19 protein-coding genes are annotated in these 23,214 nt (G+C 62.2%); 6 read left to right on the top strand and 13 right to left on the bottom strand.

Going from position 1 to position 23,214, the window contains the following annotated elements:
* Positions 1–435: 435 nt before the first annotated feature.
* Positions 436–1,362 carry a transglutaminase-like cysteine peptidase gene (locus IB263_RS21845; protein WP_246811057.1) on the top strand — a complete coding sequence of 309 codons (927 nt, stop codon included), beginning with the start codon at positions 436–438 and terminating at the stop codon, positions 1,360–1,362.
* 59 nt (positions 1,363–1,421) lie between these two features.
* Here the strand turns inward: IB263_RS21845 and IB263_RS21840 are convergent, their stop codons facing one another.
* The 6 genes from IB263_RS21840 to IB263_RS21815 form a co-directional block, all read right to left on the bottom strand.
* A complete protein-coding gene (locus IB263_RS21840) occupies positions 1,422–2,030 on the bottom strand; it encodes a ribbon-helix-helix domain-containing protein (RefSeq protein WP_110819401.1) in 609 nt (202 codons plus the stop codon).
* Positions 2,031–2,033: 3 nt separating this feature from the next.
* The gene (locus tag IB263_RS21835; RefSeq protein ID WP_060516593.1) at positions 2,034–3,314 is read right to left on the bottom strand and encodes an HlyD family type I secretion periplasmic adaptor subunit; all 1,281 of its coding nucleotides are present in this window, start codon (positions 3,312–3,314) and stop codon (positions 2,034–2,036) included.
* 61 nt (positions 3,315–3,375) lie between these two features.
* A complete protein-coding gene (locus tag IB263_RS21830) occupies positions 3,376–5,553 on the bottom strand; it encodes a type I secretion system permease/ATPase (protein WP_192438993.1) in 2,178 nt (725 codons plus the stop codon).
* A 34-nt stretch (positions 5,554–5,587) separates the two neighbouring features.
* Positions 5,588–6,949 (bottom strand): TolC family outer membrane protein, encoded by a 1,362-nt coding sequence (locus IB263_RS21825; RefSeq protein ID WP_110819400.1) that lies wholly within the window; start codon positions 6,947–6,949, stop codon positions 5,588–5,590.
* Positions 6,950–7,397: 448 nt separating this feature from the next.
* Entirely contained in the window at positions 7,398–8,159 is a 762-nt protein-coding gene (locus IB263_RS21820; protein WP_110819399.1) for a GGDEF domain-containing protein, read from the bottom strand.
* 281 nt (positions 8,160–8,440) lie between these two features.
* A complete protein-coding gene (locus IB263_RS21815; protein WP_060607970.1) occupies positions 8,441–9,931 on the bottom strand; it encodes a PLP-dependent aminotransferase family protein in 1,491 nt (496 codons plus the stop codon).
* Positions 9,932–10,040: 109 nt separating this feature from the next.
* On the opposite strand from IB263_RS21815, the gene IB263_RS21810 reads away from it, so the two are divergent.
* From IB263_RS21810 to IB263_RS21790, 5 genes are all read left to right on the top strand, one after another.
* The gene (locus tag IB263_RS21810; protein ID WP_034794687.1) at positions 10,041–11,273 is read left to right on the top strand and encodes a benzoate/H(+) symporter BenE family transporter; all 1,233 of its coding nucleotides are present in this window, start codon (positions 10,041–10,043) and stop codon (positions 11,271–11,273) included.
* 378 nt (positions 11,274–11,651) lie between these two features.
* Positions 11,652–12,884, top strand: a complete 1,233-nt coding sequence (locus IB263_RS21805; protein WP_192438992.1) for a metallochaperone AztD — start codon at positions 11,652–11,654, stop codon at positions 12,882–12,884.
* A 252-nt stretch (positions 12,885–13,136) separates the two neighbouring features.
* Positions 13,137–14,945, top strand: coding sequence for a protein-disulfide reductase DsbD (dsbD, locus tag IB263_RS21800; RefSeq protein WP_192438991.1), 1,809 nt, complete (start codon positions 13,137–13,139; stop codon positions 14,943–14,945).
* Positions 14,942–15,766, top strand: a complete 825-nt coding sequence (locus IB263_RS21795; protein WP_060530530.1) for a TlpA disulfide reductase family protein — start codon at positions 14,942–14,944, stop codon at positions 15,764–15,766. The genes dsbD and IB263_RS21795 overlap by 4 nt, the downstream gene beginning before the upstream one ends.
* A 109-nt stretch (positions 15,767–15,875) precedes the next feature.
* Positions 15,876–16,484 (top strand): DsbA family protein, encoded by a 609-nt coding sequence (locus IB263_RS21790; RefSeq protein WP_060581378.1) that lies wholly within the window; start codon positions 15,876–15,878, stop codon positions 16,482–16,484.
* Between the two features lie 228 nt (positions 16,485–16,712).
* On the opposite strand, the gene IB263_RS21785 is transcribed toward IB263_RS21790, so the two are convergent.
* The 7 genes from IB263_RS21785 to IB263_RS21755 all read right to left on the bottom strand — a co-directional run bounded on the left by IB263_RS21785 (position 16,713) and on the right by IB263_RS21755 (position 23,188).
* On the bottom strand, positions 16,713–16,946 hold the full coding sequence (locus IB263_RS21785; protein ID WP_034794697.1) for a hypothetical protein: 234 nt from the start codon (positions 16,944–16,946) through the stop codon (positions 16,713–16,715).
* Between the two features lie 130 nt (positions 16,947–17,076).
* Positions 17,077–17,781, bottom strand: a complete 705-nt coding sequence (locus IB263_RS21780) for a gamma-glutamyl-gamma-aminobutyrate hydrolase family protein (protein WP_192438990.1) — start codon at positions 17,779–17,781, stop codon at positions 17,077–17,079.
* Between the two features lie 103 nt (positions 17,782–17,884).
* Complete coding sequence (locus tag IB263_RS21775; RefSeq protein ID WP_192438989.1) at positions 17,885–18,847, bottom strand: ATP-binding cassette domain-containing protein; 963 nt, start codon at positions 18,845–18,847, stop codon at positions 17,885–17,887.
* Positions 18,844–19,755 carry an ABC transporter ATP-binding protein gene (locus tag IB263_RS21770; RefSeq protein ID WP_192438988.1) on the bottom strand — a complete coding sequence of 304 codons (912 nt, stop codon included), beginning with the start codon at positions 19,753–19,755 and terminating at the stop codon, positions 18,844–18,846. The genes IB263_RS21775 and IB263_RS21770 overlap by 4 nt, the downstream gene beginning before the upstream one ends.
* Positions 19,752–20,573, bottom strand: coding sequence for an ABC transporter permease (locus IB263_RS21765; RefSeq protein WP_110819404.1), 822 nt, complete (start codon positions 20,571–20,573; stop codon positions 19,752–19,754). The genes IB263_RS21770 and IB263_RS21765 overlap by 4 nt, the downstream gene beginning before the upstream one ends.
* Before the next feature lie 5 nt (positions 20,574–20,578).
* A complete protein-coding gene (locus IB263_RS21760; protein ID WP_060517351.1) occupies positions 20,579–21,514 on the bottom strand; it encodes an ABC transporter permease in 936 nt (311 codons plus the stop codon).
* 81 nt (positions 21,515–21,595) lie between these two features.
* Positions 21,596–23,188, bottom strand: a complete 1,593-nt coding sequence (locus IB263_RS21755) for an ABC transporter substrate-binding protein (protein WP_192438987.1) — start codon at positions 23,186–23,188, stop codon at positions 21,596–21,598.
* Between the last annotated feature and the right edge of the window lie 26 nt (positions 23,189–23,214).

Genomic DNA, 23,214 nt, shown 5'->3' with positions numbered 1-23,214 from the left:
AATCGGCACTGAAGAGCCTCACCTAAAACAGCATACTATATTATGCTAATACCCAAAATTGGTGACGTTAGTACAAATTTAGTATTTCTGGTCATCGTTCGGAAACCAACCCTGCTTTCGGATCAGCGCCGCGATGCTGCCACGGCAAAACGTGCGTCATTCAATGACGTGGACGTCTATATCGCCAGGTGCCAGCGCAAGCCTTTTCCGAGACAGGCGAATGTGATCGGCCACCGTCCTCATCAGCAAGGTCAGCAAGTCCACGGCGTCCCCGATATAGAAGTGGCTTGAGCCAAAAGAATACACAAGTATAAAATTTGAATAAAATTTTAGATAAAACGTATCTCTTCGAAACACTCTAAATAATACATACCGCTTTACCGGCATTTTTCTTTTCGTTCGTACAGTGTCCTCAACAAACCGAGAGACACGGCGATGAATAAGACGCGTTGGAAGCACGGCAGGAAATACCTGAAGACTTCGGTCTTCGCGATCGGCCTTGCGTCGCTTTTCGCAACGACACCCACGCAGGCTGGCCAACCGGCCGTGCTCGTCCCCGGCCTGTTACATCAGATGGTGAGCCTGGCAAGCCCGCTCGCCGCCATCGCAACGCAGACCATCGACACCTGGTCGAAGCAGGCTTCCGAAGCCCTCCGGCGCCAGAACGTGCAGCAAGTGGCGCTGGCGACCCGCCCAGATCTCCGGCCCCAGCCGTCCGCTCAGTCGGAACCATCCGCCGTTTTCCACTCGGTTGCGTTCCGGGTGTCGGCGATCCCGGTCGCCCGCAAGTGGAAGACCGTCTACCCGGCGGTGGTGGCTGCGGACTTCAACGATTGCGCACAAAAGAGCGGTTGCGCCGCCCGCGACATTCTCGGCCAGGCGATCGAAAACGCTAATGGTCTTGCCTTTCGCCAGAAGATCAACGGCATCAACCGGACTGTGAACCGGATCGTTCGCTACCAGCCGGACGCGGAAAACTACGGGGCCAAGGATTATTGGGCGACGCCGGACGAAATTCTTGCCCGAGGCAAGGGCGACTGCGAAGACTATGCCATTTTGAAGATGGCCGCGTTGAAGGCGGCGGGACTGCCGTCGGAGGCGATGTCGATCGTGGTTCTGCGTGACGTCAGGCGCAACCTATATCACGCGGTCCTCGCGATCACGACGAGCCAGGGCCACTTCATCCTCGATAACCTCAGCGACGAGGTGAAGCTCGATACCGCCTTGCCGAGCTATCAGCCGCTGTTTTCGGTCAGCGCCGAGCGTTCCTGGATCCACGGCATCAAGAGCACCGGCGACAAGGTCGCCTCCGCCGCACCGCTTGCCGACGTCATGCCCGGAGAAGGCATCGCCGTTCGCTGACTGTGCCCGCCAGGCTCGACTTGGCTGACGGCCTTGTGGTCAGGGCGACCACTACTCAGTCAACCGAGAATGAAGCCGATGATCACGTCCTGATCCACGAGCGGGGCGAGTGCAGCATTGAGCTTGCCGCGCGTAACCTGCCCCTGCACCCCGATGGTGAAGCCCGCCGGCTGCGGCTCGCCCGGAGCCGCTTTCAAGCGCTGGACCAGATCGACGAACTGAACGTCGAACGAAAGCCTCAAGCCACGCGCCGCCTGCGGCTGCTGGGAGCGCAATACGCGCGTCTGAACGAAGGAGAGAAAGGCCGCGTTGTAGGCGACGATGTGCTTGCTGCCCGTGAGCGCAAAAGCTGGCGACGGGCTGGCGCGTACCTGGCTGGCGACGGCCGCCAGGCTGCCGCGCCTTCTGGCCGTCTCAAGCTGATCACGAAGGTGGCGGGTCGCGACATAGCGCAGACGTGCGGTCAGATTGCCGTCGCCTTCGAGTTCCCTTTCGCAGGACGCAACGATATCGGCAAGCCGACAGCCATTCCGTGCGGCAAGCTCGCCCAGACAGTGCCAGTAGATTTCCTCGAGCTTGATGCCCCGGCGTTGACCGCCGACGGTAACGACGCGGAACCGAAGCGCACTCATGTCCTCTTCATCTGCCAGAGGCGGCGTCTCGTTCATCGGTCAGCGCTCCCGCAGCGCTTCCTCGCGGGCCTTGTTGATCGGCTTCATCAGGTAGGCAAGAATCGTCTTCTTGCCGGTCATGATGTCGACCGAGGCAATCATGCCCGGCATGATCGCGTATTCGCGCCCGTCCTTCACGAGGGCGGCCATGTCGGTTTTGACGCGCACGAGATAGTAGGTCTCACCGCTGTTCTGGTCGACGAGGCTGTCAGCGCTGACGGTCTCGACAATTCCGCCGAGCCCCCCATAGATCGAGAAATCATAGGCAGAAATCTTGATCAGCGCCGCCTGTCCGGTGCGAACGAAGGCGACATCCCGCGGCGAAAGCCGCGCCTCGACAAGCAGCGTCTCCGACGTCGGAACGACGCCGCCGATCACCGCTCCGGGCGTCACATAGGCGCCGACGGTGTTGACATCGAGCGTATTGATGATGCCATCGACCGGCGAGCGAATGTCGGTATTGGCAACCCGGCTTGTGGCGCCGCGAATGGTCTCATCGATCACCGAAAGCTGCGAAAGCGCCTCGGTTTTTTCGGCCAGCGCCTCCTGCTTCAGTTGCAGCGAGAGCTCCGTCACCTGCAGCGACGCCTCCCTGAGTGCCGCCTCGAGTTTGCCGACCGATTCTTTCCAGAGTGCGAGCTGTCCTCTGGTGTCGGTCAGTTCCTTTTCGACCCGAAGCAGTTCGGTCTGCGCGACGAGCTTGCGCTTTCCCATCGGCGCGAGCAGCTCCTGCTCGCGCTCGGTCACCTGCATGCTCTCGCTCAGCCGGGTGATGTTGGCCTCCGCTTCCGCCAATTCCTGCTGGCGCTGTCCCTCACGGGCCTGCATCACCGACAGCTTGTTGTTGAAGTTGCCGGCCTTGGCCTGAAGCAACTGCTCCTCGTTGGCGCAGATTGCCGGGGCAACCTTGGCGATATCCTCGGGGCAGATGTACTTGCTGTCGTAGGCCCCGGTCTCCTCGAGTTCCAGCCGTGCGATCTGTGCCCGCAGCGAGCGGGCCTTGGCTTCGAGCTCGCCGAGTGACGAGCCGCTTGCCGTATCATCGAGGCGCAGGATCAGGTCGCCGCGGCGCACGACCTGGCCGGGCTGCACGGCGATCTCGCGTACGATACCGGGCTCGCTCGATTGAATGATCTGCGTTTTCGAGACGGGAATGACCTTGCCTTCGCCGCGGGCGATCTCGTCGACCTCGGCGATCGCCGCCCAGGCGACGAAGGAACTGATCAAAAGGCCGATCACCAACAGTCCAGCGCGCGCGGCCAGCGGCGGTTTCTCAGTCATCTCGGCGCCCTCCGAAACGCGGGGAACGGCATTGCTTCATCGTCATTTAGATAAGGGTGGATCATAGCCCCGCCCCTTCTGCCGGCCCGGCGGGACCGGAACGTCGCTGCAACTGCTCGATAACGGCAGCCTTCGGTCCGTCGGCGACGATGCGCCCTCGGTCGAGAACCAGCAGCCGGTCGACAAGGCTCAGCATGCTATGGCGGTGCGTTGAGATCAAAAGCGTGACGTCGCCGCTGAAGACATTGGAAAGCTTGTTGATCAACTCGCGCTCGCTGGCGAGGTCCATCGCACCGGATGGCTCGTCCAGAAACACCACCTTCGGCTTGCGCAGTAGCAGCCGGGCAATGGCGACCGCCTGGCGCTGTCCACCCGAAAGCTGGGAACCGCGTTCGCCGACCGGCATGTCATAACCACGCGGATGATGCGAGACGAACTCATCGACGCCGGCCAGTCTCGCTGCCGCAACCACCTCTTCGTCGCTGGCGGTCGGGTTCGCCATCAGCAGGTTTTCCTTGATGGTCCCGGAAAAGAGGTCGGAATTCTGCGACACGAACGAGACGGCCGAACGGACGACGGAGGGGTGTAGCTGCCGAATATCGACACCATCGAGCAGGATGCGTCCGGCGCTCGGCGCGTAGAGACCCGCCAGAAGGCGGCCGATTGTCGTCTTGCCCGAACCGATGCGGCCGATGATGCCGACGCGCTCGCCCGCTTTGATCGTGACGTTCATACCGCTGACCACCTTGTGGTCCGTTTGCGGGTAAGCAAAGTCGAGATTCGTAAAGGTGATGCTGCCGTTGCGGATCTCGCGGTTGACGAAGCCGATCGTGTCCGGTCGGTCCTCCGGCTGCTCCATCACGGCATTGAGGATCCGCAGCGACAGAATGGCCTGGCGCAGTCGCGCCAGCGTCATGGCGATCTGCCCGAGCGGCGCGACGGCGCGGCCGGAAAGCATGCTGGCAGCAATGATCGCGCCGGATGAAATCTTGCCCTCGGTAAATTCATAGGCGCCGGCAACGACGATGCAGACCGTGACCAGCTGCTGCACGAACTGCGTCGCATGCGAGGCCCAGGAGGAAATCTCCTTGATCTGCTCGGACGTGTTCGAGGAATGCTTGGCGAGCTCGTTCCAGCGGCGAAGCAACTGCTTTTCCGAGTGCAGCGTCTTCACCGTCTCGATCGCACTGATCGTTTCGACCAGCAGCGCCTGACGCTGGGCTGATTCATTCGACGCGGCGGCGACGCGGTTGCCGATCTTGTATTGCGCGACATAACCGATCAGGAGACTGAAGATGAAGGCGACCGCCGGGACAATGGCGATCCAGCCCGCCACCGCATAGACGGCTGCGATGAAGACGAAGACGAAAAGACTGTCGATGATCGTGCTGAGCGTGTTCGACGTGAAGAATTCCCGAACGAATTCGTACTGCATCGCCCGGTTGGCGTATTCGCCGGTCGAAGGCGGTCGCGACGCCATGGTCGCATGCAGGATCTTCTCGAACAGCATGTAGGAGAGTTTCAGGTCCGCCTTGCGGCCGGCATAGTCGATCAGCGCCGCACGCACAGTCTTCAAAAGGAAGTCGAAGAGAATGGCGGTGCTGATCCCGAGCGCCAGCACCCAGAGGGTCGCGATAGCCTTGTTCGGCAGGATGCGATCATAAACGTTCATCGTGAAGAGCGGGGCTGCAAGCGCCAGCACGTTGATGAAGAACGCGGCGACCGCGACCTGCACATAGGCCTGCCAGAACGGCTTGACCGTGGCGGTCAGCCAATGGCGGCGGTCGATGTTGCGCGCCTCGCCGACGCCGCGGCCAGTCGCGGTGTTGAGGTAGGTGGCCGAGAAAGACAAGGCGTAGGCGAGCCCGCCGACCTCAAGGTCGGACAGGGTGATCGGCATCTCGCGGGGCGCCGCCAGTCTGTTGGAGAGGCTTAGCGTGCCGTCGGGCGCCTCTTCCAGAAGCGCCATGGCACTGCCATCGCGAAAGACCAGCAGCAGAGGGTAGACGAAATCACGATTGCCGATCGCGCGCGCGGAAACGAGCTCCGTTTCCAGGCCGACCCGCTCGGCAATACGGGAGACGTCCTCGGCGCTCGGCAACCGAGGGTCGAAGGGCACGTCCGAATAGAGCACACTATCTGACGAGGGGCGGTTCAAGAAGATGCAAATCTCCTTGAACGCCTCGGAAAAGCCGGTCAGAGACGGGCCAATCTGCACATGCCTGTCAATGCCTTGCATTACCACCGGTTGTGTCCACCCTGACGAGGACTATTCATTTCTGCCGGATCGGCGCCAACAGGTCGAGCGGCAAGTCGTTCGTCTGGCGCGACGGCACACGACGATAGGTTTCCGTGGCCGGCGCATCCGGGACATTGAACTCATTGCGCGCATAGGCTTCCGCCTGCGCCGGCGCCTTGATCTTCATGGTCGGCAGCAGCTGGCCTGTTGCTGCCAGCAGCCGGTACTCGGCAAAAAGCGCGGCATACTGCGCGGTCTTTTCGAGAACGCTGACGTTGAAACGCGAATTCTGCGCGCCGAGCACGTCGAGCAGCGAACGCTGGCCGACCTTGAGCTGCTCGCGATAGGATTCGACGAGTTGCACGTTCATCTGCGCCTGCTGGTTCAGCGTGCGGGCGATGTCGTACTGGCTGCCGCGGCGCTCCCAGGAGATGCGCACGGCTTCCTCGACCTCGCGGTGCGCCTGATGGAAGACCAGGCGCTGTTCGCTTGCGCGGCGCATCTGCTCCTGCTCGTTGGCGACATCGATGCCGCCACGATAGAGATTCCACTTCGCGACGATCCGGCCCTGTGCGTCCCAGGTGTTGCCGGTCGAGCCGTCGATATCGTTGCCTGAGCGCACGCGGCCCTCGGCGAAGACTTCGGGCAGCATGTTCGAGCGTGCCGCCTTGACCTGCGAGTCCGCGACATTGATGTCGGAGTCGGCAGCCTTGATCCGCGGATTGTTGGTGCGCGCAATGCCGATCGCCGTCTCCAGTGTCTTCGGCAGCGCGCCGGCGACCGACTTCGGCATGGATGGATTGGTGAGGGGCTGTCCGACCAGGCGGTTGAAGCTGATCTTGACCGTATCGAAGGCCTCTTCCGCTTCCTGCAGGCGGGCCTTGGCCGCCAGCAGCCGTTCGCTTGCCTGCTGACGGTCTGCCTCGGTGAGAGCGCCGCCCGAAATCAACGAACTGATATCCGACAAGATCGACTGGTGCACGCCGACGTTCTTGCGCGCTTCCGCAACGATCTGCTGCTGGAGAATATATTCGAAATACTCGCGAACGATCTGCAAGCCGATCGTCTCGGAACGCTCCAGCACCCGGAAGGAGGCGCTATCGACGCGCGCTGCTTGACGCTCGAGTTCGGCGCGACGGCCACCACCATCAAAGAGCTTCTGCGTGATGGTCAGCCCGACGTCGGAAGGATAGAGCGGATCGTTCTCGATCGAGGCAAGGCGACGGCTGCTGTCTTCGAGGTGGCGCACACCAGTCGATGCTTCGACGTCGACGCTCGGCAGATAGAGACCGCGCGCCTGCCGCAGTTCGAATTCGATTGCCTCACGGTTTTCGATCGACTGACCGATTTCCGGATTCGATTCCATCGCAATCTGAAGCGCTTCCCTCAGCGTCATCGCTTCCGCAGCACCACCCGCAAACACCGTCGACGCGAGCAGAATAGAAAGCAGCCCGCCTCCAATAAATTTCCCCACTTTCAACTCTATCCCCCTCGCAATCAGTACGACATGCTGGTTAATCCAAACGTACGTCGCAACTGCCTTATTTATCGACAGATAATACAGAGGTAATATAAAGCAGGGACCAATTTTGGGGTGGTCCCTGATAGGCCCAAGCTTTCGCACGGCTATGTTGCAAAAATGGAACAACGGTATTGCGCCAAAAGATTCCAGTAACCTATTGAATTGAAATAAGCTCCACGACAGTACTGCAGATGACAGGCAACCCTTTGCAACAGTGGGGCCCAGCGCAACACAACCCTAAAGAGACAAACGAACTGGCCCTCAGCCGCCGCGAGCGATCGTTGCATACGACTCCGGCACAAGCAACGTTATCGCCAGTCATTCACGCCGAAGGCAGGCGGACAAAATCGACAGGCCGGGTGCCCTCGCTGGCAACTATGACCGTCTCGGAGGCAGCTGCCCGGCGCAAGCGTTCCAGATCGACACTGCCATCGAACAAAGCTCCGCCGACGCTGAGTTCGAGGTCGACCTTGCTGCCATCGGCAGAGAAATGGGCGGACGACAGCGCCGTCGTCAGGCGGTTTGAGACATGTTCCGCATCCGTCTCCGTTGCGCCGACGAGCAGGACGTCGAAACTGGCTGGGCCCGTCCGGGCGACGATATCGTCGCGACGCACGGACGTGCTGATCGTCGAAGCGACGAATTGCAGCAGCTCCTCGCTCCAGGCCGGGCCGAAAGCAACGCCGACGTCATCGAGATTGTTGATACGCAGATGAATGAGCGCGCCATGCAGCTCCTCGCCGGCGCTTTGGCGGCGGCGTTCGAGGCCATTGACCTGCTGTACGAGCCCGCGACCGGTCACGCAGCCCGTCGTGGCATCATGGGCGACAACATGATTGATCTGGTTGCGCAGGCGCTGCGCCCGGCGAAACTGCGTCGCTGCCACGACGATCAGTGGCACGCCCATCAGCAGGGAGATTAGCGCGGCACCGACCATGGCAGCCGCATAAGGCTGGTCGACCAGGGCGACCAGGCTGAGATAGACCAGGAGCTGGGCGAGCACGGCGAATCCAACAATGCCGCCGATGGCATATCGCGCGATCCGCCAATCTTTCTGCCCGTTGAACTGCACGTCTCTTTGCATGCCTCGCTCCCGATTCACGAATGACGATCGGTCTAGCGCGAGTTTATGGATTTTCCATTTCGATGGTACCTACAACTTTATGCAGTGCGCCGGTTCTCCGCAAAAAATGCACCAAAACGGGAATCGTTTTTCCGGCGTCTGCCCGGCGAGGTGCGACGTTCGGTTGCTTATCGCTGCTCGCCTATCTCGACGCCGTCAAGCGCAGCAGATCTCTCGACACCTGGTTCCAGCTCGTCATCCAGGACTGAATGGCGAGCCGTTGCGGGCGACGCTTGGACGACCTATGACGTCGCCGCGGCCCGGAAGGCACCAGCCAGCTTCCGCACCGCCCCCTCGATCTCGCTTGGCGTATAAGCGGCAAACCCCATGAGGAACCCGGGCTCGGGCTTGCCGCCGGCGTGAAGCGCGGACAATCCCATGATCTCGATCCCGACACGTCGTGCCGCATCGACGGCCGCGGCCTCCGAGATCGCACCTGTCAGCGCGCACGGCATCTGCAGGCCGCCATCGGGCACCCGCGCTTCAAGGAAATGCGGCAGATGTTTTATGACAAGCATCGCCAAAAGGTCGAGCCGGTCGGCGTAGATGCTGCGCATTGTGCGCACATGGGCGCCGAAATGCCCGCCTTCCATGAAGCGCGCGAGTGTCATTTGCGCCATCGGAGCGGAGTGCCCGTCAAGCAGAGTACGCGCGACGGTCATCGGCTTGACCAGCTCAGGCGGCAGAACTGCATAGCCGATCCGAAGCCCTGGAAAGAGCGATTTGGTGAAGGTGCCGATGTAGATCGTCCGGTCGTGCGGATCGAGGCCCTGAAGGCAGGCCGTTGGTTTGCCGGCATAGTGGAATTCGCTGTCGTAGTCGTCCTCGAGGATCCAGGCCTGATGGCGGCTCGCCCATTCGATCAGCGCAAGGCGGCGATCGAGCGTCAGCGTGGCGCCGGCCGGGAACTGATGCGAGGGCGTCAGGAATACGGCCTTGACCTTGCGCGTCTCCGCCTTGATCTGGTTGACGGCGATGCCATGGCGGTCGACGCGGATGGGGACGCATTCGAGCCCCGCCGCATCGAACGCCTTGCGCGCGCCGTAATAGGCCGGATCCTCGATGAAGATGCGGTCACCGGGATCGAGCAGCATGTTTGCGCACAATGTCAGCGCCTGCTGCGAGCTGGTGAGGATCAGCACCCGTTCGGCCGTGGTACGGGCGCCGCGTTCTAGGTTCACATAGTCGGCAATGGCACGGCGCAGCTCCTCGATCCCTTGCGGGTCGCCGTGAAGCAGCGCCCTTCTGCCGGTTTCGCGCAAGACCTGCCGTCCGAGGCGCTCCCACAGCGCGAGCGGAAAAGTGCGCGTCTCCGGCACGCCATGGGCGAAGGGGCGGGGCAACAGCTGTTCACTGACGCCGCCGCTGCCGAACATGGCATTGCCCCGCCTGCTCAAAGCCGCTGCCTGGTTGGGCGACTGCGCGCGCCTTGGAGACAGGCGCCTGCCGGGTGCAAACTCCTTCACCTCGGCCACGAAACTGCCGCTCCCGACGCGACGGTCGATGAAGCCTTCGGCATGAAGCTGGCCATAGGCCGCTTCGATCGTATCGCGCGATACGCCGAGGGATTTGGCGAGCACGCGCGAAGCTGGAAGCGGCTTTCCCGGCCCAAGCGCACCGTCGAGGATCAACTGCCGGATCGCCCGCTGGATGCGCGCATGAAGCGGCATCCCAGCCTGGGCGGGCTGGGCAATCCATGCCTTCACGGACTCGAGTTGGGAATGCTTGAACAAATGGTCTGATCATCTTCAGAAAAATGGATGGGCATATCGGGCCAATGACTGGCTATTTGTCAACGCGGCTTGCCAGTCCTCCCCGAAATTTCAGGAGCCCCGATAGATCATGTCATCACATGTTTTCCCGTCATCCCTTCGCTTCAACGACCTTGCCCATCCCATTGTCGCGGGTCTGATCTCCGTCATCGTCAACTATGGCGGCACCTTCATCCTGGTCTTTCAAGCCGCGAAAGTGGCTGGGCTCAGCCCCGAGTTGACGGCTTCCTGGGTCTGGTCGGTCTCGATCGGCGTGGGAATGACGGGGCTTTGGCTGAGCTGGCGCTATCGCGAGCCTATCATCACCGCCTGGTCGACGCCGGCCGCAGCCTTTCTCGTCACTGCGCTTGCGACCACGCCCTATGCCGAGGCCATCGGCGCCTACATGATCTCGGCTCTAGCCTTCGTCGCACTCGGGCTTTCGGGCTATTTCGAGAAGGTCATCCGGCTGATCCCGCCAGGCATCGCCGCGGGCCTGCTCGCCGGTATCCTGCTGCAGTTCGGCATCGGCGCGTTCGGCGGCGCAAGCGTCGATCCGTTGCTCGTCGGCCTGCTGATTGTCGCCTACGTCGTCCTGAAGCGCTTCTCCGCCCGCTATGCCGTGGTCGGCATCCTCGTTCTCGGGCTCCTGTTCCTGCTCGCGGAGGGCCGGGTCGACCTGTCGGGTCTGAAGTTGGAGTTCGCGGCGCCCATTTTCACCATGCCGTTGTTCTCGCTGAACGCGCTGCTTTCGGTCGCACTGCCGCTGTTTCTCATCACGCTGACCGGCCAATACATGCCGGGAATGCTGGTGCTGCGGAATGACGGCTTCAAGACCAGCGCCAACCCGATCGTGACGACGACTGGCTTCGGTTCGCTGATCATGGCGCCTTTCGGCTCGCACGCCTTCAATATCGCGGCAATCACGGCGGCGATCGCAACCGGCAAGGAGGCCCACGAAGACCCCTCCAGGCGCTGGATCGCGGGTATCGCCGCGGGCTTTTTCTACGTGCTCGTCGGCGTGTTCGGCGTTACGCTTGCGGCCGTGTTCATGGCGTTTCCTGCGACCTTCATCGCCACGCTAGCGGGCCTCGCCCTTCTCGGTACCATTGGTGGCAGCCTTGCTGCAGCAACAGCCGACCCGGCCTGCCGCGAAGCGGCGCTCATCACGTTCCTGGCCTCCGCCGCCAACATCAAGCTGCTCGGGATCGGCGGGGCCTTCTGGGGCCTGGTGATCGGCCTTCTCGCCTACATCGTTCTGAACGGCCGCCTACCGCAGCGTCGCGGGAGCAAGCTGCCCCTGAACGAAGGCACAGCGAAGTAGCAGGATGACCGGGTCCCGCCGCGTTTGGCGGCCTTCGTCGCTGATGAAGGCCCTATGGCGGGTTTTGGTCCATCTCGCCCAAAGCCCCCCAGCCCTGAAAATCGGCGAAGCCCACCAACGGAGAAACCGAGCATTTCAAAGGGTGGCGGCAACACATGCCGCCATCCGCCGCTCCAGGCGAAGTCGCGGAATGCCAATCGGTCCGTCAGGACCGAGCTTCACACTCCTTAACGCCAGCGAGGCACGTAGGCCGCCGTCGCGGGCCGCCTGTGACGGCTTCGTTGACGCATGTGCAAACGTCAGCTTGTTGCCGCTGGACAAGGCGAATGTAACGCTATAACACAACACATGTTACGTTATTACATTATAGGAGATTTCATGTCCCGCTCCGGTTTGCCCGCGCTTTTCGCCACCACCATTCTCGCGACCCTCGCCTTTCCGTTGACCTCTCATGCCGAGGAAGAACAGCAGCGCGAGACCTGGCGTTTGTTCATTGCCGACCACACCCAGCCCGTGGTCCGCGCCATCGATTTGGAAACGGACAAGGAAATCGGCCGTTTTGACCTTGAAGGCTACGCCGCCCTTTCCCTGAGCGACACCGGACGAACAGTGTTTGCCGTCCAGGGCGAACAGAACCTGATCCATGCCATCGACACCGGCATAGCGCTTTCCGATCACGGCGAGCACCGGGACATCGAGGTCAAGGAGCCGAGGCTGCTTGAGAAAACCATTCGCGGACAAAAGCCCGGCCACGTGGTTGCCCATGGTGACGATCTCGCCATCTTCTACGATCGCGGTGGCAAGTTCGATCTGCTTGGCGAAAGCGCGCTTCTGGACGGCAAGGCGGAGCTCAAGGCTTACGATACTACCGCCGCACACCATGGCGTCGCGGTTTCGACCGGCAACCATCTTCTCGTTTCGGTCCCGAACCTCGAAGCGACGGTAAAGGAAGGTGAGCTTCCTCCCCGCCTGGGCCTGCGTGTTCTCGACAAGGAGGGCAAGCAGGTCGGCGATGTCGCAACCTGCACGGGGCTCCACGGTGAAGCGACGTCCGCCCGCCTGGCCGCCTTCGGTTGCGCCGAGGGCGTCCTGGTCGCACGCCCAGGTGGGCTCGATGGCCCCAAGCTCGAGATGCTCGCCTATGGCGACAAGCTGCCGGAAGGCAAGGTATCCACACTGCTCGGCGGCACTTCTATGCAGTTCTTCCTTGGGAACTACGGAGAAGACAAGGTCGTACTGATCGACGCCGACGCGAAGGAACCCTACCGCCTCGTCGAACTGCCGCTGCGGCGGGTGGACTTCATCCTCGATCCAGCAAAGTCACGCAACGCCTATATCCTGACGGAGGACGGCAAGCTTCACCTCCTTGACGTCGTGGATGGCGTGATCACCAAATCGGAAATCGTCACGGAGCCCTACAGCAAAGATGGCCACTGGCGCGCCGCAAGGCCCCGCCTCGCCGTCGCCGGCAATCACCTCGCCATCACTGATCCGCGCCAAAGCCTGGTACGCGTGATCGACACGGAAACACTGAAGGAGACCCGCACGATCGCGGTCGAGGGACAACCCTTCGCAATCGTCGCAGCCGGTGGGTCGGGCGCAACCCACTAGGGAACACAGGCAATGAAGTCTGGACGCCGGCCAAAGGGCCGGTGTCCATAAACAGGTGAACCGGCAGCGCCGGTTGCCCCACCATCGTTCGGCCTTTACTTCCGGAATTACACCGAGAGCCAGCGCCAAGGTCTTAGCGGATTAACTTGCGCGGCCCGTTTCTATCCTTCGCCTTGGACAATCATTTTAAGGCTGCCTTAAGGTAGCGGCCTGATCGCTCCGCCCTCGATTGAAGACGAGGACGCAAGAACGATGCGGAAAGCAAGTCTGCTGGCGCTGGTTTGGGTTTTGATTGCGGCCATCCTGCCAGCCCGAGCGCTCGAGGCGCCCCTGCCGATGGACGAGGCCTTCGTACCTGGGATCGCCAGGCAAGACGACGGCCGGCTGGCGATCACATGGACGATTGCTGACGGCTACTATCTCTACAGGGACTTCCTGGCAGCAGAAGATGAGGGTAACCGGCCGATCACCCTGCAAACCGAACCGGGGACAGTCAAGGACGATCCGGGCTTCGGCACAACCGAGGTCAATTACCAAAAGGCTTCGGCCCGGATCGCGAATGCGCCTCCGCTCATTCGCCTCACCTATCAGGGCTGCCAGGATGGCGGGCTTTGTTATCCGCCGACAACGCGGACGATCGATACCGCCGCGATGACCATCAGCAAACCGGTCGGTGGTTTTGCCTTTGCGCCTGCCAAGGACGCACGGCCCGTGGAAGCGCCGGACACAGGTTTTTCCATCGCAGCTGACGGCGGAGAAACGGCGGTCGACCGGCTCATGACCGGTGGCGGGTTTGCGCTGCTTCTTGCAGGCTTCCTCGGCTTCGGACTGCTGCTCGCCTTCACGCCCTGCGTTTTCCCGATGTATCCGATCGTCGCGGCCATGCTCACGCGCGAGGGAGAGGGGCTGACGGCACGACGCGGTTTCATGCTCGCCTCCGCTTATGTGCTGGCCCTTGCGTCCGCCTTCGGTCTCCTTGGCATCGTGGCCGCTTGGTCGGGGCAAAACCTGCAGATCGTGATGCAATCGCCCGTCGCTGTCGGCGTGGTCGCGGCACTGTTCGTCCTGCTGGCGCTCTCCAGCTTCGGGCTCTTCCACATCAAGCTGCCGGCAGTGATCGGCAACCGCCTGAGCGGCGGCCGGCAGAAGGGCGGCTCGGTCGCCGCCGCCGCCCTGCTCGGTCTTTCCTCCGCCTTCCTCATCGGCCCCTGCGTAACCGCGCCGCTTGCCGGCGCCCTCCTCTACATCGCCCGGACCGGTGACATTGCGGTCGGCGCACTCGCCCTTTTCGCCCTTGGCCTTGGCAAGGGCATCCCGCTCATCATCATGGCGACAATCGGCGGCAAGGCGCTTCCACGCGCCGGCGCGTGGATGGAACGTGTCCGGCACGTCTTCGGCTTCGCATTCCTGGGAACGGCGATTTGGCTTGCGACGCCGCTTGTGCCGGAGCGCTTCGTCCTCCTGCCCTGGGCCGTGTTTTCCCTTGCCTTCGGCATCTACGCGGTCGCTCCCGACGGGCTGCGGTCCACAGGCGGCTACGGCGTACTGACGCGCTTGACCGCCGTCGTCTCGCTCATTTGGGGTAGTCTGCTGCTGGTGGGCTTCGGCCTTGGAGCCAGCGATCCGCTCACTCCGCTCGGCCCGCTCAAGAGGGCGGCGAGTGTTGACCAAACAGCCGCCATCCAGAAGTCGGATTTTACCAAGGTCGGCTCGGCCGGCGCACTCTCCCGCCTTCTCGACACCGCAGCCTCCGGGAGGCAACCCACCCTCGTCTATGTCACCGCTGGCTGGTGCGTCACCTGCCGCACGATCGAGCGGTCCGTTCTGACAAAGCCTGATGTCGCGGCGAGCCTTGACGGGATCCGCTTGGTCAGCCTCGACGTCAGCACCCTCGATGCGGAGAATGGCGCACTGATGCGATCACTTGCCGTCGTTGGCCCGCCGACTATGATCTTCTTCAACCGCAGCAAAGAGGAGGCCCCCGGTACGCGCCTCGTCGGAGAAATCACGGCCGGCTCGCTTGCGGAGGCGGCACGGATGGCCAAGGGCAGCGCGCAATGAACGCCGTCGCAATAGGTCCCTTCGCTTTTTCCGCCGATCGCTTTTCGGTCATCGCCGGGTTGATCGTCTTCATGCTTGTCGGCTCGCTCCTTGCCGCCCGCATCCACAACCGGCTTGGCACCTTTACGACGGCTGCCACACTTTTCGGCGTTGTCGGCGCGCGCGCCGGGCATGTGCTCATCCATGCCGAGAGCTTCCTGCAGGAGCCGTTGCGAGTTCTCGCCATCTGGCAGGGCGGCTTTTCCCCGACGGGCGGATTCCTCGGTGTTTTCCTCGCCGCAGTGATGCTCTGGCGAAACGCACCGAAAGCCGCTCCTTGGGCGATCCTGCCGCTTGCGGCCGGCCTCTTCGTCTGGGTCGTCGCCACAACCCTCACCGATAGCGGCGCTGCACCCCGTGCCCCGGAAACGTCCTATGCCGTTCTCGCACGTAACGAGAGCCTCGCCATCGCCGAGCGCAAGGGCCGCCCGGCGGTTCTCAATCTCTGGGCAAGCTGGTGTCCGCCCTGCCGGCGGGAAATGCCGATGATGGCGGAGATGACCGAAAGGAATCCTGAGGTCGACTTTCTCTTCGCCAACCAGGGCGAAAGCCGCGCGGCGATAGAATCCTATCTGCGCCAAACAGGCGTCGACCTGGAAACCATCCTTCTCGACCCTTTCTCGGGCCTATCCCGGCACTACGGCGCGATCGGCCTTCCTGCCACACTTTTCATCAACCCGGACGGTACGCTCGCCGCCACCCATCTCGGCGAAATCTCCCGCGAGGCAATCGCCGAACGGCTCGCCGCCTTTGCATCTGAGGACAGGAAGCAGGCAGAATGACAGCCCCGGCCTTTCCGACTTTCGTCGTTTGCCTGCGCGGCATGATCCTCGAAATCGCCGCACGCGCCGTCGCTCTCGGCCCCAATCCATTCGCACAAGGAGAAATCTGATGTTCACCCGCAGAACCGTTCTGACGGCCACGGTCGCGACCGCCGCCGCCGTGCTTGTCGGAGGCCGATCATCCTTCGCCCAGCAATTGACCAAGGAGGAGGTGTTTTTCGACAAGGACGCGCCCGTCCTTGGCAATCCGAAGGGCGATGTCACCATCGTCGAGTTCTTCGACTATCAGTGCCCTTACTGCAAGAAAGTGCATCCGACGGTCGAGAAGGTGGTCAAGGCCGACGGCAACGTGCGGCTCGTGCTGAAGGACTGGCCGATCTTGGGCGAAGCCTCCGTCTTCGCCGCACAGGCAGTGCTTGGAGCCGCCCAGATCGGCAAATACCAGCCGGCGATGGAGGCGCTGATGAAAACCAAGGCGAGGCTGTCGCAGGACGACATCGAGAAGGCGCTGACCGGGGCGGGTCTTTCGATGAAGGAGCTGACCGCAGCCGTGAACACGCACAATGCCAAGATTTCCGGGCTGCTCGACCGCAACTACAGTCAGGCACTCGCCTTCAATTTCGCCGGCACGCCATCCTTCGTCATCGGTTCGGCGATCATTCCCGGCGTTCTGGATGAAAAAGGACTGAAGGACGCCATCGCCAAAGCGCGGAATTGAAGCACGAACTTGGTGAGCTTACCGGACTGCCGCTTCGAAAGGCGGCCAGAGCCCATTTGCGCGCGACCTGACCGGTTGAAAGGGTCGCGCGCCGAGAGGTTCACCTTGGCAGCCAGCCGACGAGCGGAAACCGGGATCGCTCAGCCTGGTGAGCCACCGCAGTCCGACCAGGCAGGCACCCATTCGGCCACCCGACTGCGGCCTTTCTGGCATCATTGAACGACCTTGTTAGGCCGAGAATTTCACCGTTACGCCGCGCTGCCGAAAGTACGCCTGCATCAGCTTCCGTCCGGAACGGTTGTTTTGCACGAGCCTGGTCGGGTCGAATACGGCCTCTTTCAAACCTGCCCGCATCAATGCTGCCTTGAGGGTCGCGATATGAAGATCGATGTCGGCATTGTCTGCCTGCAGCGATGCGTAAATGCGATCTGTTGCCTCTGCTACGGTCGGTTCGCTCACTATACACTCCTGTTGCTGTCTTGCTGGCGTTTGGCACGCTTGTCGGCTTGGCCCTATTTGCTGGAGCCGCCAACGTCAATCGGGAGAGGGCAGAATGTGCTTCCGACAGAACGCAGCAGGGCCTTGGAACAGGTTATCGAAGGTGTCGGCTTGACGCCTCGACGAAGGCGTCGAAGACGCGAGCGCCCGGATGGCTGTCGGCATCCAGCATTTCGGGGTGCCATTGAAGGCCCATGGCAAAGGTCTGCGAGCCGATCTCGATCGCTTCAACGACACCATCCGGGGCTCGGGCCGTAACGGTCACCGCGCCCGATACCTCCACGATCGCCTCGCGGTGAAACGTGTTCACGGTGAATGTTTCGATGCCGAGGATGTCGGCCATTCTGGTGCCGGGGACAACGCTGACGTCATGCGAGAAATTGGCCTGGTCGTGATTGAGCGCGTCGGGCCACGACGAATGGACATCGGAAACCATCCGGCAAGCGTTGAGGCAGCCGAGCATCTGCATGCCGTTGCAGATGCCGAGCACAGGCTTGTCGCGCGCAAGGAAACTTTCCATCAATGCCATGTCGACGGCTAGCCGATCCGAGGGCGGATACTGCGATTGGTCTCCTTCGACATACCAGCTTTTCGGGAAGTTGATGCGGCCGCCGACGCTTAAGAACCCATCAAACTCTTCGACGACCTGGTCGACGAGATCGGGAACATAGGGGATGCCGAAGGCAAAGGCGCCGGCGCGGCGCAGGGCGGAAAAGTAATTTCGCGAGACGTCATAGCGTCCACCGCCCGCACTGGTGTTTTCATCCATGATCACGGCGATCTTCGGCATGCGTTTCATCGGGTTCATCCTAGATTTCAATGATTCCAAGTTCGGACGTTGAGCAACCTAGCTTATCTTTGCCGCGGGGCGGAACGGGGCTTCGCTCAGCGCATTCCATCGGTTAGGCCAAAGCCATCCGAACCCTATGGTTCCCGCCGATCTCGATCAGTTCGGATCGAACAGGCGCGGTAAAAACATCCGGCGCGGTGCTGCCATCGGAAACGAAGCTGCGGCCGGCAAGTTGCGGCACGGTGGCGTCGCTCGCCTGCCTTTCCGCCGGGTTCAGCGCCGCACCCGGATCGGGAATGGCGGCGATCAGGCGGCGCGTGTAGGGATGGGTGGGGGCTTCGAAAATCTCGCGCCAGCCGCCCTCTTCCACGACTTCGCCGAAATACATCACCAGCACCCGGTCGCTCATGTGTTCCACCACGCTCAGATCGTGGCTGATCATCAGATAGGAGAGGCCGAGTTTTTCCTGAAGGTCGAGCAGGAGATTGATGATCTGCGCGCGGATCGACACGTCGAGGGCCGAGACCGGCTCGTCGAGCACGACGATCTCAGGCTCGAGGATCAGCGCGCGGGCGATGCCGATACGCTGGCGCTGACCGCCGGAGAACTCGTGCGGATAGCGTTCGGCCTGTTCGGGCGTCAGGCCGACATTCTTGAGCATCGCCTCGATGCGGCCTTCGATTTCCGAGGCAGCGGTAATGCCGTGCAGCCGCAGCGGTGCTGCGAGCGAGGTGCGCACGGACTGGCGGGGGTTGAGCGATGCATAAGGATCCTGGAACACCATCTGCACCGCTTTCGCCCGGTCCATCCGGTGCGGCGCGCCGGGCCCCGCGAGCGGCTGACCGCGATAGCGGATCATGCCCTCGGTCGGTTCCTGCAGGCCGAGAATGGAAAGCGCCGTCGTCGATTTCCCGCAACCCGACTCGCCGACGATCGACAGGCACTCGCCCTTGGCAAGCTCGAAGCTGATGCCGTTGACGGCGTGAAGCACACGCCGTCCTTTGCCGAGCAGGCCGCCGCCGGAAATGGGGAAACGGACATGGAGATCGTCCACCTGAAGCAGCGGCGCGGTCATGGCTGGCTCCCTTCCCGTTCGCGTGGCGCGATGAAGCGGCTTTCCGTCAGCTTCGAGCGGTCGGCGATGATGCTGTCGATGTCGACGAGCCGCTGCCGCCCATGTTCGCTGCGGCTGCCAAGGCGCGGCAGGGCGCCGAGCAGGCCGCGGGTGTATTCGTGGCGGGGGCTGTCAAACAGCGCCCGTGTCTCGTTCTCCTCGACCATGCAGCCCGAATACATGACGCCGACGCGCTGGCAGATGCTGGCGATGACGCCAAGGTCGTGGCTGATGAAGAGGACGGCCGTCCCGCGCGCCGCGCAGAGTTCCTTGATGAGGCGCAGCACCTCGGCCTGCACGGTTACGTCGAGTGCCGTCGTCGGCTCATCGGCGATCAACAGGTCCGGGCTGCAGGCAAGCGCCATCGCGATCATCACCCGCTGGCGCAGCCCGCCGGACATCTGGTGCGGATAGTTCCTGGCACGGCGATCAGGGTTGGGCACGCGGACATTCCCGAGCGCTTCGACGGCGAGCTTTTCGGCTTCCGCCCAGCTTTTTCCCTGATGTAGCACGAACATCTCGGCGATCTGTCGCCCGACCGTTGAAAGCGGGTTCAGCGCCGTCATCGGCTCCTGGAAGATCATGGCGATGCGATTGCCGCGCAGGCGCCGCATCTCGCGTTTCGGCAACGCCAGCAGGTTCTGCCCCTTGAACAATATCTCGCCACTGGTAACGGCAAGCGGCCGTTTCAAAAGGCCCATGACGGCAAGCGATGTGACCGATTTTCCGGACCCGGATTCGCCGACGAGGCCATAGGCCTCGCCGGGCATGATCTGGAACGAGACGCCCTTGAGCAGTGGATGGTAGCTGGAACGGCCGAGCGAAACGCCAAGCTGCAGGTTCTTGATGTCGAGAAGCGGCGCGGTCATGGCTTGCGCGTCCTCATATGCGGATCGAGGCTGTCACGCAGACCATCGCCGAGAAGGTTGAAGCCAAGCACCGAAAGGAAGATGGCAAGGCCAGGGAAGAGCGCCGCCCAGGGGGCGAGCTGGATCAGCTGGCGTGCATCGGTCAACATCGAACCCCAGCTCGGGAATGGCGGCTGGATGCCGAGGCCGAGGAAGGAGAGCGCCGCTTCAGACAGCACCGCCGACCCCATGCCGAGCGTTGCCATGACGAGGATCGGCCCCATCATGTTCGGCAGAATCTGCGTGAACATGATGCGCAGGTCGCCATAGCCCAGCGTCTGGGCCGCCTGCACGTAGCCTTGCGATTTCAAGGAGAGAGTCGAGGAGCGAGCGATGCGGCAGGTCCAGCTCCAGTTGGTGAGGCCAAGCGCGATCAAGAGCGACGGCAGGCCGGGGCCAAGCACCGCCATGACGGCAAGCGCGAAGATCAACGAGGGGATGGCGAGCATGACGTTGGTCAGGCCGTTGACCAGATCGTCCCACCAGCCGCCCCAAAAGCCGGCCGTCATGCCGAGCGTGACGCCGATGATCGAGTTGATCACCTGCGACACGATGCCAACAGTCAGCGAGATCTGCGCGCCGTAAAGAATGCGGGTATAGACGTCCCGTCCCTGCCCGTCCGTGCCGAACCAGAAGGTGGCGTCCGGCGGCAGTTCGGAGTTCATCAAGTCGGCATCGAGCACGGGGTCAAAGGGCGCGATCCAATGGGCAAGGACACCGGCGAAGATGACGAGCGCAGTCAGCGTCGCACCGAGCCAGAAGTTGAAGCCGAGGCGCACGGTCGTCACTCCTGCTTGATGCGCGGATCGATCGCGGCATAGACCAGATCGACGGCGGTGTTGATGATCAGGAACCACAGCACGATGACGAGGATCGTGCCCTGCACCACGGGAATGTCGCGGATCGCCACACTATCGACCAGCAGCGAGCCGATGCCCGGCCAGGCGAACAGCTTTTCGATGACGACGGCCTGGCCGATCAGCGAGCCGAACTGCAGGCCGACCGTGGTGACGATCAGCACCAGCGCATTGCGCGCCACGTGCCAGCGCACCACCTTCGCCTCGCTCATGCCTTTGGAATGGGCGGTGCGAATGAAGTCGGCGTTCAAAACGTCGAGCACGCCGGCCCGGGTGGTGCGCGCCAGCAGCGCGAGCGGCGTGACGCCGAGGGTCACGGCCGGCAGGATGAGGTTTCGAAACGAGCCGTCGCCGTAACCGAAACTGGGCAGCCAGTTCAGTTGCAGGGCGAAGAGATACATCATCAGAAGGCCGAGCCAGAATTGCGGCATGGAGAGGCCCGAAACCGCCCCGATCATCGTCACCGTATCGAGGATCGAACCGGGCCTGAGTGCTGCAAGAAAGCCGAGCGGCACGCCGACAACGATGGCGAAGACCATGGCGGCGACGGCCAGCTGAAGCGAGGCGCCCATGCGGTCGTTGATGAGGTCAATGACCGGCTGGCGGGTGCGGAAACTGGTGCCGAGATCGAACTGGGCGAGATCCGTAACATAGGTCACGAAGCGCTCCATCAGCGGCTTGTTCAGACCGAACTCCTCATTGAGGCGAGCGATCATTTGCGGATCGGCGGCACGCTTTCCGTCGGCAAAGAGGCTGGCCGCGAAGGTACCGGGGACGACGGAGAAGATAACGAAGATCAGCAGCGCCACCACGACGATCGTCGGGACGACCTGCAGAATGCGGCGCAGGGTAAAACGAAGCATGAGCGGTTCCATTTTGGCCACCCGGATGGGTGGGACAACTGATGTGTGGGGCGGCCGAAACCGCCCCGAACCTCTCAGGGCTTACTTGCGTGCGTCCGGCGCCGTGTCGTCGATCCAGATCTCGTCATAGGGCTGGACCGCCAGTTCCGTGGCGTTCGGGACAAGGCCGTGGATCCAGGGCTGGTAGGCCATGACCGCCTTGTTGTAGTTGAAGAACCAGACCGGCGCATCGTCCTGCACGATGTTGTTGGCCTGGCGCAGCAGATTGCTCTGCTTGGCAGGGTCGCGTTCCTGCTGGGCCGCCTCATAGAGTTTGTCGAAATCCGGGCTCGCATAGCTCGCGTAGTTGCAGGCGGACTGCGCCGTCTTGGAATAGAAGCAACGCAGTGCATTGAGCGGGTCGGGACCGGACAGGTTCGACCAGATGAAGGCCTGGAAGTTGTTCGACGTCACGGCATCGCCAAGCGCCGAGCTTTCGACCGGCTTCGGCTTCACGGTGACGCCGACCTTCTTCAGCATCGGCAGGATGGCTTCAACGATCGGCACGCCCCAGCTTTCGTTCGGGCTCGCCGTGACTTCGAACTCGAAGCCATCGGCATAGCCTGCTTCCGCCAGGAGTGCTTTCGCTTTCTCTGGATCGAAGGCGTAGGGCACCTTGTCCTTGTCGAAGGCCGGCGAAGACAGCGGCAGCCAGCCGGAGGCGGGGTAGGCCTTGTTCTTGACGAGCCGTTCAATGATCAGCGGCGCATTGATCGCATGGTTGATCGCCTGGCGGACCCGCTTGTCCTTGAAGGGTTCGAAGGCCGGGTTGAAGCCGATGTTGCGCGTATAGACCTCGGCAACTTCGAGCAGGTGATCCTTCAAGGCGTCTTCACCCTGATAGGCCTGGTATTGGGTCGGGCCAAGGATCGAGACATCGATTTCCTTGTTTCGGAACGCGACGTCGCGCGCGGCGTCCTCGGCCATCAGCACGATGTTGATGCGGTCGAGATAGGGCTTGCCCTCTTCGTAGTACTTGTCGAACTTTTCGACAACGACCTGCGATCCCGGCACGTGCTCCTTGAAGACGAAGGCGCCGAGGCCAACGGGGGTCTTGGCGAAGCTCGATTCATCCTTGACATCAGACGGATAAATCACCGTCGTGTTCTGCATCAGCGGGAAGCCGGGGTTGATCGGTCCGGTATAGGTGATCTCCAGCGTGTGGTCGTCGATTTTCTTGAGACCGGAAATCTCCTCAGCCTTGCCGGCGATGAACGCATCCGCACCCTTGATGACGGCAATGTAGCTTGCGCCCGGGAAGGCGTTCTTCGGGTTGGCGATGCGCTTGTAGCTGTAGATGATGTCGTCGGCCGTCAGTGGCTTGCCGTTGTGGAAGACGGCATTTTCGCGCAGGCGATAGGTGTGCACCGTACCATCCTCGGACACCTCTTCCGAGCTAGCGAGTTCCAGGACCGGCTTGTTCTGGATCGAATCCCAGCTGTAGAGCGCGCGGTGGATCGCCTGGGTGATGAATTCCTCCTGGGTGTTCGGGCTTGCCTGAACGTCGAGCGTGGCGAAGCTCGAGCCATAGGGTGCGGTAAAGACGAGCGTTCCGCCGTGGCGTTCGCCGGCAGCCAGCGCTCCGGTTGCCACCCCGAGGCCGAGCATAGCGGCCAATGTCAATCTTTTCAGCATGCTGTTTTCCCTCTCGTGCCGTTTTC

The sequence above is a fragment of the Ensifer sp. ENS03 genome, assembly GCF_014852035.1.
In the GTDB taxonomy this organism is placed as follows: Bacteria; Pseudomonadota; Alphaproteobacteria; order Rhizobiales; family Rhizobiaceae; genus Ensifer; species Ensifer adhaerens.
This window is presented reverse-complemented; position numbering and strand designations above follow the sequence as displayed.